This is a genomic window from Frigoribacterium salinisoli (assembly GCF_054781095.1).
Map to the genome: position 1 here is coordinate 241,904 of NZ_BAAGVB010000001.1, position 13,824 is coordinate 255,727.

General features: G+C 72.4%; 12 protein-coding genes and 2 tRNA genes. 10 read left to right on the forward strand and 4 right to left on the reverse strand.

All coding sequences use genetic code 11. The annotated features are described in order from the left end of the window. The first annotated feature begins 16 nt into the window (after positions 1–16). From ACYVHQ_RS01200 to ACYVHQ_RS01210, 3 genes are read left to right on the forward strand one after another with little or no spacing between them, the layout of a single operon-like run. A complete protein-coding gene (locus ACYVHQ_RS01200; RefSeq protein WP_460510147.1) occupies positions 17–1,039 on the forward strand; it encodes an Fpg/Nei family DNA glycosylase in 1,023 nt (340 codons plus the stop codon). Then, entirely contained in the window at positions 1,036–1,653 is a 618-nt protein-coding gene (locus tag ACYVHQ_RS01205) for an FMN-binding negative transcriptional regulator (protein ID WP_460510149.1), read from the forward strand. The genes ACYVHQ_RS01200 and ACYVHQ_RS01205 overlap by 4 nt, the downstream gene beginning before the upstream one ends. Next, positions 1,650–3,125 (forward strand): amidohydrolase, encoded by a 1,476-nt coding sequence (locus tag ACYVHQ_RS01210; protein WP_460510151.1) that lies wholly within the window; start codon positions 1,650–1,652, stop codon positions 3,123–3,125. The genes ACYVHQ_RS01205 and ACYVHQ_RS01210 overlap by 4 nt, the downstream gene beginning before the upstream one ends. A gap of 103 nt (positions 3,126–3,228) precedes the next feature. Here ACYVHQ_RS01210 and ACYVHQ_RS01215 read toward each other — a convergent pair whose 3' ends face one another. Beyond that, on the reverse strand, positions 3,229–3,717 hold the full coding sequence (locus ACYVHQ_RS01215; RefSeq protein WP_460510153.1) for a Dps family protein: 489 nt from the start codon (positions 3,715–3,717) through the stop codon (positions 3,229–3,231). 177 nt (positions 3,718–3,894) lie between these two features. On the opposite strand from ACYVHQ_RS01215, the gene ACYVHQ_RS01220 reads away from it, so the two are divergent. Continuing rightward, positions 3,895–5,316 (forward strand): sensor histidine kinase, encoded by a 1,422-nt coding sequence (locus ACYVHQ_RS01220; protein WP_460510155.1) that lies wholly within the window; start codon positions 3,895–3,897, stop codon positions 5,314–5,316. A 47-nt stretch (positions 5,317–5,363) separates the two neighbouring features. Beyond that, entirely contained in the window at positions 5,364–6,014 is a 651-nt protein-coding gene (locus ACYVHQ_RS01225; RefSeq protein ID WP_460510158.1) for a response regulator transcription factor, read from the forward strand. A gap of 38 nt (positions 6,015–6,052) precedes the next feature. Here ACYVHQ_RS01225 and ACYVHQ_RS01230 read toward each other — a convergent pair. Further along, positions 6,053–6,126: transfer RNA gene (locus ACYVHQ_RS01230), tRNA-Gly, on the reverse strand. 152 nt (positions 6,127–6,278) lie between these two features. Here ACYVHQ_RS01230 and ACYVHQ_RS01235 point away from each other — a divergent pair. From ACYVHQ_RS01235 to clpX, 5 genes are all read left to right on the forward strand, one after another. Beyond that, positions 6,279–6,351, forward strand: a tRNA-Pro gene (locus ACYVHQ_RS01235). 62 nt (positions 6,352–6,413) lie between these two features. Beyond that, entirely contained in the window at positions 6,414–7,736 is a 1,323-nt protein-coding gene (gene tig, locus ACYVHQ_RS01240) for a trigger factor (protein ID WP_460510160.1), read from the forward strand. A 184-nt stretch (positions 7,737–7,920) separates the two neighbouring features. Then, on the forward strand, positions 7,921–8,508 hold the full coding sequence (locus tag ACYVHQ_RS01245; RefSeq protein ID WP_460510162.1) for an ATP-dependent Clp protease proteolytic subunit: 588 nt from the start codon (positions 7,921–7,923) through the stop codon (positions 8,506–8,508). Positions 8,509–8,549: 41 nt separating this feature from the next. After that, positions 8,550–9,215, forward strand: coding sequence for an ATP-dependent Clp protease proteolytic subunit (locus ACYVHQ_RS01250; RefSeq protein ID WP_460510164.1), 666 nt, complete (start codon positions 8,550–8,552; stop codon positions 9,213–9,215). Positions 9,216–9,344: 129 nt separating this feature from the next. Then, a complete protein-coding gene (gene clpX, locus ACYVHQ_RS01255) occupies positions 9,345–10,622 on the forward strand; it encodes an ATP-dependent Clp protease ATP-binding subunit ClpX (protein WP_460510166.1) in 1,278 nt (425 codons plus the stop codon). Positions 10,623–10,947: 325 nt separating this feature from the next. Here the strand turns inward: clpX and ACYVHQ_RS01260 are convergent, their stop codons facing one another. Further along, entirely contained in the window at positions 10,948–11,199 is a 252-nt protein-coding gene (locus ACYVHQ_RS01260) for a hypothetical protein (protein WP_460510168.1), read from the reverse strand. Next, complete coding sequence (gene valS / locus ACYVHQ_RS01265; RefSeq protein WP_460510170.1) at positions 11,199–13,793, reverse strand: valine--tRNA ligase; 2,595 nt, start codon at positions 13,791–13,793, stop codon at positions 11,199–11,201. The genes ACYVHQ_RS01260 and valS overlap by 1 nt, the downstream gene beginning before the upstream one ends. Between the last annotated feature and the right edge of the window lie 31 nt (positions 13,794–13,824).

Consider the following 13,824-nt stretch of genomic DNA (forward strand, 5'->3'; position numbering starts at 1 on the left):
GTCGAGAGGGGCCGTCGTGCCCGAGGGACACTCCGTCCACCGCATCGCGAACCAGTTCGCGCAGACCTTCGTCGGGCACCGCGTGGCGGCGTCGTCGCCGCAGGGCCGCTTCGCGGCCGGCGCCGCCCAGCTCGACGGCGTGCGCATGATCGGCTCGAAGGCGGTCGGCAAGCAGCTCTTCCTCGAGTTCCAGGGCGGGCTGTTCCTGCGCGTCCACCTCGGCCTCTACGGGGCGTGGGACTTCGCGGGCCGGATCAGCACCGAGCCCTCGGCGGCCACGGCGGGCGGCCGCAAGGGGCGCGCCCGGCAGCAGGGCCTCGTGCTCGACGCCGACGGCGAGGACAGCCCGCACAGCATCGGCGCGCCGCGCACGACGCGCCTGCGCATGGCCGAGTCCGAGCGTCGGCACGACGACGTCGAGGAGGGGTTCCCGCCCGAGCCGGTCGGTCAGGTGCGCGTGCGCCTGCTCATCGACGACGCGGTGGCCGACCTCCGTGGCCCCACCAAGTGCGAGGTGCTCGGCCCCGCCGAGGTCGACGAGGTCCTCGCCAAGCTGGGCCCCGACCCGCTCGTCGACTCGCCGCGGGTGGGCGAGCGACGCTTCCGCGAGCGGATCGCGAAGACGCGCACGCCGATCGGCCTCCTGCTCATGGACCAGTCGGTCGTGAGCGGCATCGGCAACATCTACCGGGCCGAGATGCTCTTCCGGGCGCGGCTGAACCCGTGGACGCCCGGCTCGCAGGTGCCGCCCGAGATGGCGACGTCGCTCTGGAAGGACTGGACCAAGCTGCTCAAGAGCGGCGTGGAGCTCGGGCAGATGATGACCCGCGACGGCCTGCGGGGCAAGGCGTACGAGCGGGCCCTCGCGACGCGCGACGAGCGGCACTGGGTGTACCACCGCGAGGGGCTGCCCTGCCGCGTCTGCCGCACGACCGTGACGATGGAGGACGCGGCCGGCCGCAAGCTCTACTGGTGCCCGAGCTGCCAGGCGGGCATCGGACCGGACGAGATGGCGCCCGCGTCGCAGGAGGCGTCGTGAGGCGCACGCCGCAGTTCGTCGTCGAGGACGTCGCCGAGGTGCGCCGCCTCGTGGCCGAGAACCCGTGGGCGACGATCGTGTCGCACACCGCGAACGGCCTCGTGGCCTCCCACTACCCGGTGCTGCTCGAGGAGTCGGCGCCCGGCGAGATCGTGCTCCTGAGCCACGTCGGTCGACCCGACGAGCGGTCGCACGAGCTCGGCGAGCACGAGGTGCTCGTCGTCGTGCAGGGACCGCACGGCTACGTGTCGCCGGGCTGGTACCCCGAGGGCCAGGTCGTGCCGACCTGGAACCACGTCACGGCGCACCTGTGGGGCGTGCCCGAGATCCTGTCCGACGACGAGAACTACCGGGTCCTGGGCGAGCTCGTCGACCACTTCGAGCGCGTCGTGCCCGAGCCGAGCTCGCTGACCCTCGACGAGGCGGGCACGCGCCGGCTCGCCCAGGGCACGGTGGGCCTCCGGATCCGCGTGACGCGCTTCGACGCCCGCCACAAGCTCAGCCAGAACAAGCCGCCGGAGGTCGTGGACCGGATCATCGACGAGCTCGAGCACGGCGACCGGTACCGTCAGCCCGCGCTCGCCGCCGAGATGCGACGGGTGCACGGGCGATGAGCGCGCTGCTGCTCCGCGGTGCTCGGCTCGTCGGTCGGGGCGGCGACGTGGTCGACGTCCTCGTCGAGGACGGCACGGTCGAGGCGATCGCCGCGGGCATCGCACCCGGCGCGGCCGAGGTCGTCCAGCTCGACGGGCGCTGGCTCGGCCCGGGACTCTGGGACGCGCACGTGCACCTCGACCAGTGGGCCCTCGTGCGCCGGCGGCTCGACCTGCGCAGCGCCCGGTCCGCGGCCGAGGCCGCGTCGCTCGTGGGGGAGCGGCTCCGGGCGGATCCTCCCGCTCCGGGCGAGACGCTCGTCGGTTACGGGTACCGCGACGGGCTCTGGCCGGACGCGCCGAGCGCGACCCTGCTCGACGCGGTCAGCGGTCCCGTGCCCGTCGTGCTCGTGAGCAGCGACCTGCACGCCGCCTGGCTGAACGGGGCGGCGCTGCGACGGCACGGACGGCCGGGTGACGGCTCGGGCCTCCTGCGCGAGGCCGACGCGTTCGCCGTCACCGCCGACGTCAGCGTCGTGCCCGACGCCGTGCTCGACGGCTGGGTCGCGGACGCCGTCCGTGCTGCTGCCGCCCGCGGCGTCGTCGGCGTCGTCGACCTCGAGATGACCCCCTCGATCGACCGCTGGGTGCGCCGCGTCGGGGCGGGCACGGACCAGCTGCGCGTCCGCTGCGGCGTCTACCCGGCCGAGCTCGAGCAGGCGATCGCCCGCGGGCTGCGCACGGGCGACGTCGTGGCAGGAGGCGCGGGCCTCGTCACCGTCGGACCGGCCAAGATCATCACGGACGGGTCGCTCGGCACGCGGACGGCCTGGTGCCACGAGCCCTACGCGTCCCTGCACGGCGAGGACCCGGGGCGCGGCGTCGCCACGTACCGGCCCGACGAGCTGCGGGCCCTGATGGCGCGGGCCTGGCACGCGGGTCTCGTCCCGGCCGTCCACGCGATCGGCGACGCGGCCGTGACGGAGGTGCTCGACGCCTTCGAGGCCACCGGTGCGCGCGGGAGCATGGAGCACGCCCAGCTCGTCCGCCCGGCCGACGTGCCGCGCTTCGCACGTCTCGGCGTCGTCGCGAGCGTGCAGCCCGAGCACGCCATGGACGACCGGGACGAGGCCGACGCGTACTGGGCCGGTCGCACCGGGCAGGCCTTCGCGCTCGAGGCGCTCGTCGCCGCCGGGGCGACGTTGCGCCTGGGCTCGGACGCGCCCGTCGCACCGCTCGACCCCTGGGCCTCGATGGCCGCGGCGGTCACGCGGAGCCGCGACGGACGCGAGCCGTGGCATCCCGAGCAGCGCGTCCCGTCGTCCGTGGCGCACGCCGCCTCGACCGACGGTCGCGGCGCCGTCGCCCTCGGCGACGTCGCCGATCTGGTCGTCACCGAGGGGGACCCGCTGGCGGCCGACGGCGAGCAGCTGCGGGCGATGCCCGTCTCGGCGACGTTCGTCGCCGGGCGGGCCACCCACCTGGACCTGTAGGGCCGGGGCCGGGGGCGCCGGGGGGCGCCGGGGCGCCGGGCCGGCGGACGACGCGGGCCGCTGCCCCCGGAGGAGCAGCGGCCCGAGTGGGGGTGGCAGGACGTCAGCCGGCGACGTGCGCGGCGAGGAACCAGCGGTCCTTCTCGAGCCCGCGCGAGATCTCGATCGCGACGTCCTGGCTGGAGGCGTCGAGCTCGCCGAGCTCGTCGATGGCGGTGCGCACGCCGACGAGCGTGGCGTCGATCTGGGCCACCAGCTCGGCGACCGTGCGGTCGATCTGGTTGAAGCCGGGGCTCGTGGCGGGGATCCGCGTCGTCGCGGCCACGGTGCCGATGCGCGCGTCGACGGGCAGGCCCAGGGCGACGACGCGCTCGGCGGCCAGGTCGGCCCACTCGCGGGCGTGCTCGACGACCGTGTCGATGAGCTCGTGGACGGCGATGAACGCGATGCCGCGCACGTGCCAGTGCGCCTGCTTGCCGTTGACGCCCAGCGCGGTGAGGTCGGCGACGACGGGTCCGAAGAACTGGGCGACGCCGGCGGCGACGTCCGGGTCGACGGAACCCTGGGGGACGGTGATGGTGACGTCGGTCATGGCATGTCCTTTCCGAGACGGTGGGTACGACGCTAGCCGTCCTGACGACGGGCGCAACGAAGCTGAGGCTCGGCTCAGCAAGGGCAGGCTCGCCTGCCCGGGACGGGGGTGAGCCCCCGTCCGACCCGGTCCGCTGGCACCATGGGACCGAGCCGGTCGTCCCGGCAGGCTCGGACCATGACGCAGGAGCACCCCATCAGGACCATCCCCCGACCCGGACCCGACGACGGGCGGGAGCCCACCGAGGTCACGGGGGCGTTCCCAGTCCGCCCCGCCGGAGGGGCGTGGCGGCGCCACTGGCGCGCACTGCCGCGCGGCGCCGGCTACCTGGCGCTCACCGCCGTGCTCGTCGGGCTGGTCGGCGGCTTCTCGTTCACGGTGGCCGCCCTCCTCGGCAACGGCACGAGCTCGCTGCCCGCGTTCGCGCTGGCGGCGGCGGTGCTCGTCGGCGCCCTGTGGGCCGCGCGGTGGTTCGGGCACGTCGAGCTCGTGCGCCTCCACTGGGCGACCGGGCACCGTGCCCGCCCCGTCGACTGGTCCCCGCGGACCGCGCCCGGGAGCGGGGGAGCGCTCCGTGCGGTGTCGGTCCTGGCGAACCCGCACTACTGGCTGTACCTGCTGTTCACGGTCGTGGTGTTCCCGGTCGTGGGCGCCGTGTCGACCTCCCTGGTCGGCGCGGCCGTGCTCTGGAGCCTGCTGGGCGCCACGTTCGGGATCGCCCGGCTGGCGTCGTCCGGTCCGGTGTGGGGCCAGTGGGCCGCCACGGCGGGGGACCGCCTCGGGTGGGGGCTCCTCTCCCTCGGCGGCGCGCTGGCCCTCGTGGTGCTCCTGCCGTCGCTCGTGCACCTCCTGGTGCTGCTCCACGAGCGGATCGGCCACGCGCTCCTCGGGGGCTTCCGCAGCGAGCAGCTCGCGGCCGAGGTCGCGGGGCTCGAGGTGTCGCGCTCGGCCGCGGTGTCGGCCGAGGGAACGGCCCTGCGCCGGCTCGAGCGCGACATCCACGACGGTCCGCAGCAGCGCCTCGTCCGGCTGCAGATGGACCTGGGTGCGGCCTCGCGCGCCGTCGAGGCCGATCCCGAGCGTGCACGGGGCCTCATCGCCGAGGCCCTCCAGCTGTCCCGCGACGCGCTCGAGGAGCTCCGGGCGCTCAGCCGGGGGTTCGCGCCGCCCCTCCTCGCCGACCGCGGGCTCTCGGCCGCCCTGTCGTCGCTCGCGGCCACGGCGCCCGTGCCGACCACGTTCCGGTCGGCCCTGCCCGAGGGGGCCGTGCTGCCGGCCGAGCTCGAGCGGAACGCGTACTTCATCGCCGCGGAGCTCGTGACGAACGTCGCGAAGCACGCCGCGGCGGGCGAGGCGTGGCTCAGCATCGGCACGCGACCGGCGCGCGACGGGCGGGGCACGCTGCTCGACGTCGTCGTCGAGGACGACGGGCGCGGCGGTGCGGGCCTCCGCGACGGCCACGGCCTCGCGGGCGTGCAGGAGCGCCTGGTCGGCCTGGGCGGGTCCCTCGACATCACGAGCCCGCAGGGCGGCCCGACCGTCGTCACCGTGAGCATCCCCGTGCCCCTCGGGGCGCGGGCGGCCGCGCAGGAGGCGTGAGCCGGCCCCCGACGGCGGCCCCGGTCGTCCGCTCCTAGGATGAGCGGGTGACCCCGCCCCTCCGCGTCGTCGTGGCCGACGACTCCGTCCTGCTCCGCGAGGGCCTCGTCCGCCTGCTCGAGGAGCTCGGCGTCCAGGTCGTCGCTGCCCACCCCGACGGGGACGCGTTCCTCGCCGCGCTCGACGGCGACGCCCCCGACGTGGCGATCCTCGACGTCCGCATGCCGCCCACGCACCGCGACGAGGGCGTCCGTGCCGCGATCGAGGCGCGACGTCGGCGCCCGGACCTCGCGATCCTCCTGCTCTCGCAGTACGTCGAGGTGGCCTACGCCCAGGAGCTGCTCGCGGCCGGTTCGGGCGGCGTCGGCTACCTGCTCAAGGACCGCGTGACGAGCCTGGACGAGCTGAGCGACGCGCTCGAGCGCGTCGCGGCCGGCGGCACCGTGCTCGACCCGCAGGTCGTGCAGCAGCTCATGGGGCGGCGAGGCGACCCGCTGGCCGCGCTCACGCCGCGCGAGCGCGAGGTGCTCGCGCTCATGGCCGAGGGGCGCACGAACACGGCGATCGCCGCCGAGCTGTTCATCGGCACGGGGGCCGTCGAGAAGAACGTGACGAGCATCTTCCAGAAGCTGCTGCTGGAGGACACGGGGACCGACCACCGGCGCGTGCTCGCCGTGCTGGCCTTCTTGCAGCGCTAGCCGGGAGGAGGGGCCGCCGGTCGGCGGTCGTCGTGCTGTGGAGGGGATGACGGGAATCGAACCCGCGTAGCCAGTTTGGAAGACTGGGGCTCTACCATTGAGCTACATCCCCGTGCCGGCGGTGTCCGCACGGGCACGCCAAGCATACGGCATCCGATCGGCGTGGTCCGTCACGGCGCGCACGGGGTCCGCTAGACTCGAGCCCGGCCATTTCTCCCCGACCTCAACGGGGACCTCAGAGAGGGTCGACTTCATGGTGATGCACGGGGCGTAGCGTAGTGGCTAGCGCGTCCGTTTTGGGGGCGGAAGATCGCAGGTTCGAGTCCTGTCGCCCCGACGATCGTCTACCTGCTGGCTCGGACGTGAGCCCAGCGCCGCCGACACAGGAGAAGCCCCACATTGGTCCAGACCACGGTCGAACAGCTCAGCCCCACGCGCGTCAAGCTCAACATCGTCGTGAGCCCTGACGAGCTGAAGCCGAGCATCACGCACGCCTACGGCCACATCGCCGAGCAGGTCAACATCCCCGGCTTCCGCAAGGGCAAGGTGCCGCCGCCCATCATCGACCAGCGCGTCGGCCGCGAAGAGGTCCTCAACCACGCCGTGAGCGAGAGCCTCGACGGGTTCTACCGCGACGCCGTCACCGAGTCCGAGGTGCGCGTCCTCGGTCGCCCCGAGGCCGACGTCGTCGGCTGGCCCGACGTCAAGGACTTCTCGGGCGACCTCACCATCGCCGTCGAGGTCGACGTGCGCCCCGAGTTCGACCTGCCCGACTACGAGGGCCTCGAGCTCACGGTCGACAGCGTCGACATCACCGACGACGAGGTCGCCGACGAGCTGACCAACCTGCGCACGCGCTTCGGCACGCTCGTCACGGTCGACCGTCCCGCCACCAAGGGCGACTTCGTGCAGATCGACCTCACCGCCACCATCGGCGACGACGAGGTCGACAACGCGACCGGCATCTCGTACGAGCTGGGCTCCGGCGACCTCATCGAGGGCATCGACGAGGCGCTCGAGTCCCTCACCGCCGGCGAGTCGACGACGTTCGAGTCGACGCTCCTCGGTGGCGACCGCGAGGGCCAGACCGCCCTCATCGCCGTCACCGTCGGTGCCGTCAAGGAGCGCGAGCTCCCCGAGGCCGACGACGACTTCGCGCAGATCGCCAGCCAGTTCGACACCATCGACGAGCTCAAGGGCGACCTCAAGGAGCAGCTCGCCAAGTCGAAGACCTTCGGTCAGGGCGCCCAGGCGCGCGACCAGGTCGTCGACAAGCTCCTCGAGCAGGTCGAGATCCCGATCCCCGAGAAGCTCGTCGAGGACGAGGTCCACCGCCACCTCGAGCAGGAGAACCGCCTCGAGGACGCCGAGCACCGTGCCGAGGTCGAGGAGGCCAGCGAGAAGGCCTTCCGCAACCAGCTGCTGCTCGACGCCATCGCCGAGAAGGAGCAGGTCAAGGTCGAGCAGGACGAGCTCACCCAGTACCTGATCCAGGGCGCCGCCCAGTACGGCATGGAGCCCGGCGAGTTCATCAAGGTCCTCGACCAGAACGGCCAGATCCCGGCCATGGTCGGCGAGGTCGCCCGCAGCAAGGCCCTCGCGGTCGTGCTCAGCAAGGCGAAGGTCGTCGACGACAAGGGCGCCGAGGTCGACCTGTCGGCCTTTACGGCGACGGCCGGCGTCGGCTCCGACGACGACCACGCCGGTCACGACCACGAGTAGGTCGACGCGGTGACAGGAGGGCCGGGTGCAGTGCGCACCCGGCCCTCCGTCGTCCCGCGACGTCCCGCTCGCCGCTGCGCGCCTCCTGCGCCGCAGCGGTCATCTGCCGTGGGCGAACAGGCCGGATCCGGCGCGTCCACCTCTGTAGATTCGAACGCAACCTGAACTGAATGGGAGCTCCACCATGGCCGACGTGACACTGCCCAACAGTGTGTTTGACCGACTGCTCAAGGACCGCATCATCTGGCTCGGGGCTGAGGTGCGCGACGAGAACGCGAACGAGATCGCCGCCAAGCTCCTGCTCCTCGCCGCGGAGGACAGCGAGAAGGACATCTACCTCTACATCAACTCGCCCGGTGGCTCGATCACCGCGGGCATGGCGATCTACGACGCCATGGAGTTCGTGCCCAACGACATCGTGACGGTCGGCATCGGCATGGCCGCCTCGATGGGCCAGCTGCTGCTCACCGCCGGCACGAAGGGCAAGCGGTACATCACCCCCAACGCGCGCGTGCTCCTGCACCAGCCGCACGGTGGCTTCGGCGGCACCAGCTCCGACATCCAGACCCAGGCGCAGCTCATCCTCTCGATGAAGCGCCGACTCGCCGAGATCACCGCCGCGCAGACCGGCAAGTCGGTCGAGCAGATCAACGAGGACGGCGACCGCGACCGCTGGTTCACCGCCGAGGAGGCCCTCGAGTACGGCTTCGTCGACCACATCCGCGGCTCGGCCACGGACGTGACCGGCGGCGGCGGCACCGACCAGGCCTGACGCCCACCCGCTATCACCGACCAGAGAGAAGAACAGGACACATGGAACTTCCGATGATGGGTGGCGCCGGTCGCGTGCAGACCCCCAGCTCCCGCTACATCCTGCCCAGCTTCGAGGAGCGCACGGCCTACGGCTACAAGCGCCAGGACCCGTACGCCAAGCTCTTCGAGGACCGCATCGTCTTCCTCGGCGTGCAGGTCGACGACGCGTCGGCCGACGACGTCATGGCCCAGCTGCTCGTGCTCGAGAGCATGGACCCGGACCGCGACATCACGCTGTACATCAACTCGCCCGGCGGCTCGTTCACGGCCATGACGGCGATCTACGACACGATGCAGTACATCCGCCCCGAGATCCAGACCGTGTGCCTGGGTCAGGCGGCCTCGGCCGCGGCGGTGCTGCTGGCCGCCGGCACGCCCGGCAAGCGCCTCGCGCTGCCGAACGCGCGCGTGCTGATCCACCAGCCCGCCACCGGCGGCGCCGGCCAGGGCCAGGCGTCCGACATCGAGATCCAGGCCGCCGAGGTGCTCCGCATGCGCACCTGGCTGGAGGAGACGCTGTCGAAGCACTCGAAGCGCACGCCCGAAGAGGTGAACCGCGACATCGAGCGCGACAACATCCTCGGTGCGCAGGAGGCCCTGGAGTACGGCCTCGTCGACCAGGTGCTGACGTCGCGCAAGGCGTCGCTCCAGGCGCTCACGCGCTGACGCTCCTCCACCGCGTCACGAGGGCCCCGGATGATCCCGGGGCCCTCGTGGCGTTCACGGAGTGTCCCCGGCTCGGGTTAGGCTCGACGGACGATCCGGGTCGTCCGGGCGGGGTCAGAGGAGGCGGGCGTGGCGCGCATAGGTGAGAGTGCCGATCTGCTCAAGTGCTCGTTCTGCGGCAAGAGCCAGAAGCAGGTGCAGCAGCTGATCGCCGGCCCCGGCGTCTACATCTGCGACGAGTGCGTCGAGCTCTGCAACGAGATCATCGAGGAGCGACTGGCCGAGACCGGCGAGGAGCCCGCGAGCGAGTTCGAGCTGCCGAAGCCGCGCGAGATCTACTCGTTCCTCGAGGAGTACGTCATCGGCCAGGACCCGGCCAAGCGCGCGCTGTCCGTGGCCGTCTACAACCACTACAAGCGCATCCGGTCCACGTCGACCCTCACGGCGGCTGAGACGCTGGCCGACGAGGTCGAGATCGCCAAGTCGAACATCCTGCTCATCGGTCCCACCGGCTGCGGCAAGACCTACCTGGCCCAGACGCTCGCCAAGCGCCTCAACGTGCCGTTCGCCGTCGCCGACGCCACGGCGCTCACCGAGGCCGGCTACGTCGGTGAAGACGTCGAGAACATCCTGCTGAAGCTCATCCAGGCCGCCGACTACGACGTCAAGCGGGCCGAGACGGGCATCATCTACATCGACGAGGTCGACAAGATCGCGCGCAAGGCCGAGAACCCGTCGATCACGCGCGACGTCTCGGGCGAGGGCGTGCAGCAGGCGCTGCTCAAGATCCTCGAGGGCACCGTCGCGTCGGTGCCGCCGCAGGGCGGTCGCAAGCACCCCCACCAGGAGTTCATCCAGATCGACACGACGAACGTGCTGTTCATCGTCGCCGGGGCCTTCGCCGGCCTGGAGGACATCATCTCGAACCGGGCGGGCAAGCGGGGCATCGGGTTCGGCGCCCCCCTCCACAACAAGGAGGACGAGGCCACGCTGTTCAGCGAGGTGCTCCCCGAAGACCTGCACAAGTTCGGTCTCATCCCCGAGTTCATCGGCCGTCTCCCCGTCGTCACGACGGTCACCCAGCTCGACCAGGTCGCGCTGATGCAGATCCTCACCGAGCCCAAGAACGCCCTCGTGCGCCAGTACCAGCGCATGTTCCAGATCGACGGCGTCGAGCTCGAGTTCGAGCGCCCCGCCCTCGAGGCCATCGCCGACCTCGCCGTCCTGCGGCAGACGGGCGCACGCGGGCTCCGCGCCATCCTCGAAGAGGTGCTCGGGCCCATCATGTTCGACGTGCCCAGCGACGACGACGTCGCGAAGGTCGTCGTCACGCGCGCCGCGGTGCTCGAGAACGCGGCACCCACCATCGTGCCGCGCCGCGCGGTGCGCGCCGAGAAGTCCGCCTGAGGCCGAGGGCGTCCCGTCTCGTCGGTCGGGCAGGTTCGCCTCCGACGCGGAGCGCTCCTGGTGGGGCGGGGCCTGGGCCGAGCGGGCCACGCTATCCTCCTTCGCCGAGCAGGCCGTGTCGAGCGGTGCCGCGACGGCCGTCGAGCTCGACGAGATCGCCGCCGCGTGGCTCGCCTGGCGCGACGATCCGGTCGGCACCCTCCTCATGCCGCACGGCGAGGTGCTCGCGCGCGCCTGGACCGCATGGTGCGGGCGTGCCGCGGGCGCACGCGGCACGACGACGGCCCCGCGACACGGGGTCGCGGGGCCGTCGTCGTGCCGGGGGTCAGTCCTCCTCGGCGGCGTCCTCCGGGTCGGTGACCCGGGCGGTGCCGTCCTGGTCGACCGTGATCGAGGTGCCGTCGTCGAGCTCGACGACGGGCTTGCCCTCGAGCCAGGTCAGCGTCCAGCGCCAGGTCGACGCGTCGACGCCCTGGTCGGCGAGCTCGCGCTCGACGCCGGCGACGGCCTCGACCACCTCGGGCGACAGGCGCGAGGGTGCCTCCGCACCGACGCTCCACCGGGTGCCCAGCTGCATCAGGCGCCCGCCTGCTCGGGCAGCTCGGCGAGCTCGACGTCGGTGACGGCGAGCTCCTCGCCCTCGACGAAGGCGAGCGACCGGATGCGCCCGACGGCGGACAGGTCGCCCTCGGCGCGACGCAGCACCTCGAGCTGGGCGGCGGGGGCCGCGATGGTCGCGGTCGCGACCGGCGTCTTCTGCGGTGCCTTGGCCTCCGACTTGGCGCGACGCACGCCGATGAGGGCGGCGCCGACGAGGCCGAGCAGCCCGGTGGGCTCGCCCACCTCGCCGAGCTCGTCGACGGACGGCCAGGAGGCCCGGTGCACGGAGTCGTCGTGGGTCCAGGACCACACCTCCTCCGTGGCGAAGGGCAGGTACGGCGCGAGGAGGCGCAGCAGGCCCTCCAGCACGAGGCGCAGCGTCAGGACGGCGCTCGCCTGCTCGGCGGGCGTCGTGGCACCGTAGGCGCGCTCCTTGACGAGCTCGAGGTAGTCGTCGCAGAAGGTCCAGAAGAACTTCTCGGTGGTCTCGAGCGCGCGGGCGTGGTCGTAGCCGTCGAGCGCCTCCGTCGCCGTGCGCACGACGCCGGCGAACTCGGCCAGCAGGTCGAGGTCGAGCGGCTCCGTGATCGAGTGCTCGCCCGAGGGCAGCTCGAACGAGTAGACGAACTTCGCGGCGTTGAGCACCTTGATGGCGAGGCGACGACCGATCTTGATCTGCTTCGGGTTCTGCGGGTCGAAGGCCGCGTCCGTGCCCAGGCGGCTCGAGGCCGCCCAGTAGCGCACCGCGTCCGAGCCGTGCTCCTCGAGCATGCCGGCGGGCGTCACGACGTTGCCCTTCGACTTCGACATCTTCTTGCGGTCGGGGTCGACGATGAAGCCCGAGATGCTCGCGTCCGACCAGGGCGCGACGCCGTGCTCGAGCTGCGAGCGGAGCACCGTCGAGAAGAGCCAGGTGCGGATGATGTCCTGGCCCTGCGGGCGCAGCGAGTACGGGTAGACGAGCTCGAAGAGTTCGGGGTCGACCTCCCAGCCGGCGGCGAGCTGCGGGGTCAGCGACGAGGTCGCCCAGGTGTCCATGACGTCGACCTCGCCCTGGAACCCGCCGGGCACGCCGCGCTGGTCGGCCTGGTAGCCCGGCGCGACGTCGGACGACGGGTCGACGGGCAGGGACGCCTCGTCGGGCACGATCGGGCTGTCGAAGACGGGGTTGCCGTCGCCGTCGAGCGGGTACCACACGGGGATCGGCACGCCGAAGAAGCGCTGGCGCGAGATCAGCCAGTCGCCGTTGAGGCCCTCGACCCAGTTCTCGTAGCGCACGCGCATGAAGTCGGGGTGGAACCCGATCTGCCGGCCCCGCTCGAGCAGGGTGCTGCGCAGCTGCTCGTCACGGGCCCCGTTCACGACGTACCACTGGCGGGTCGACACGATCTCGAGCGGCTTGTCGCCCTTCTCGAAGAACTTGACGGGGTGCGAGATCTTCCTGATCTCGCCGACCAGCTCGCCCGAGGCGGTGAGCTGGTCGACGACGGCCTGCTTGGCGCTGAACACGGTCTTGCCGGCGAGCTGGGCGTAGGCGGCGCGTCCGGCCTCGGACTCGATCGCCGCCGGGGGCTCGCTGACGAAGCGGCCGTCGAACCCGACGACGGCACGGTTGGGCAGGTCGAGCTCGCGCCACCAGGTGACGTCGGTGGTGTCGCCGAAGGTGCAGATCATGGCGATGCCGGAGCCCTTGTCGGGCTGGGCGAGGTGGTGCGCGAGCACGGGCACCTCGACGTCGAAGAGCGGGGAGCGCACGGTGCTGCCGAAGAGCGGCTGGTAGCGCTCGTCGTCGGGGTGCGCGACGAGGGCCACGCAGGCGGGCAGGAGCTCGGGACGCGTCGTGTCGATGAGCACGTCGCCCTGGCCGTCCGTGCGGTGGAACGCGAGCTTGTGGTACGCGCCCGGCATCTCCTTGTCCTCCAGCTCGGCCTGGGCCACGGCCGTGCGGAAGGTGACGTCCCACAGCGTGGGCGCGTCGGCCTGGTACGCCTCGCCGCGCGCGAGGTTGCGCAGGAACGCCTTCTGCGCCATGGAGCGCGAACGGTCGTCGATGGTGCGGTAGCTCTGCGTCCAGTCGACCGAGAGGCCGAGGGTGCGCCAGACGTCCTCGAACTGCTTCTCGTCCTCGACGGTGAGGCGCTCGCACAGCTCGACGAAGTTGCGGCGCGAGATCGGCACCTGGTCGGCGGCCTTGCTGCTCTTGCCGTCGCCGCCCTCGAAGGGCGGCGTGAAGTCGGCGTCGTACGGCAGCGACGGGTCGCAGCGCACGCCGTAGAAGTTCTGCACCCGGCGCTCGGTCGGCAGGCCGTTGTCGTCCCAGCCCATGGGGTAGAAGACGCTCTTGCCGCGCATGCGCTCGAAGCGCGCCTTGACGTCGGTGTGCGTGTAGCTGAAGACGTGGCCGATGTGCAGGCTGCCCGAGGCGGTGGGCGGCGGGGTGTCGATCGAGAAGATCGTCTCGCGGGTCGCGGCACCGCGGTCGAAGCGGTAGGTGCCGGCCGACTCCCACTCCTGGCCCCAGCGGGACTCGAGACCCTCGAGGGCGGGCTTGTCGGGCAGGGGTGCGGGCATGGTGCGGCCTTTCGCTGGGCGTGTGGGCGGC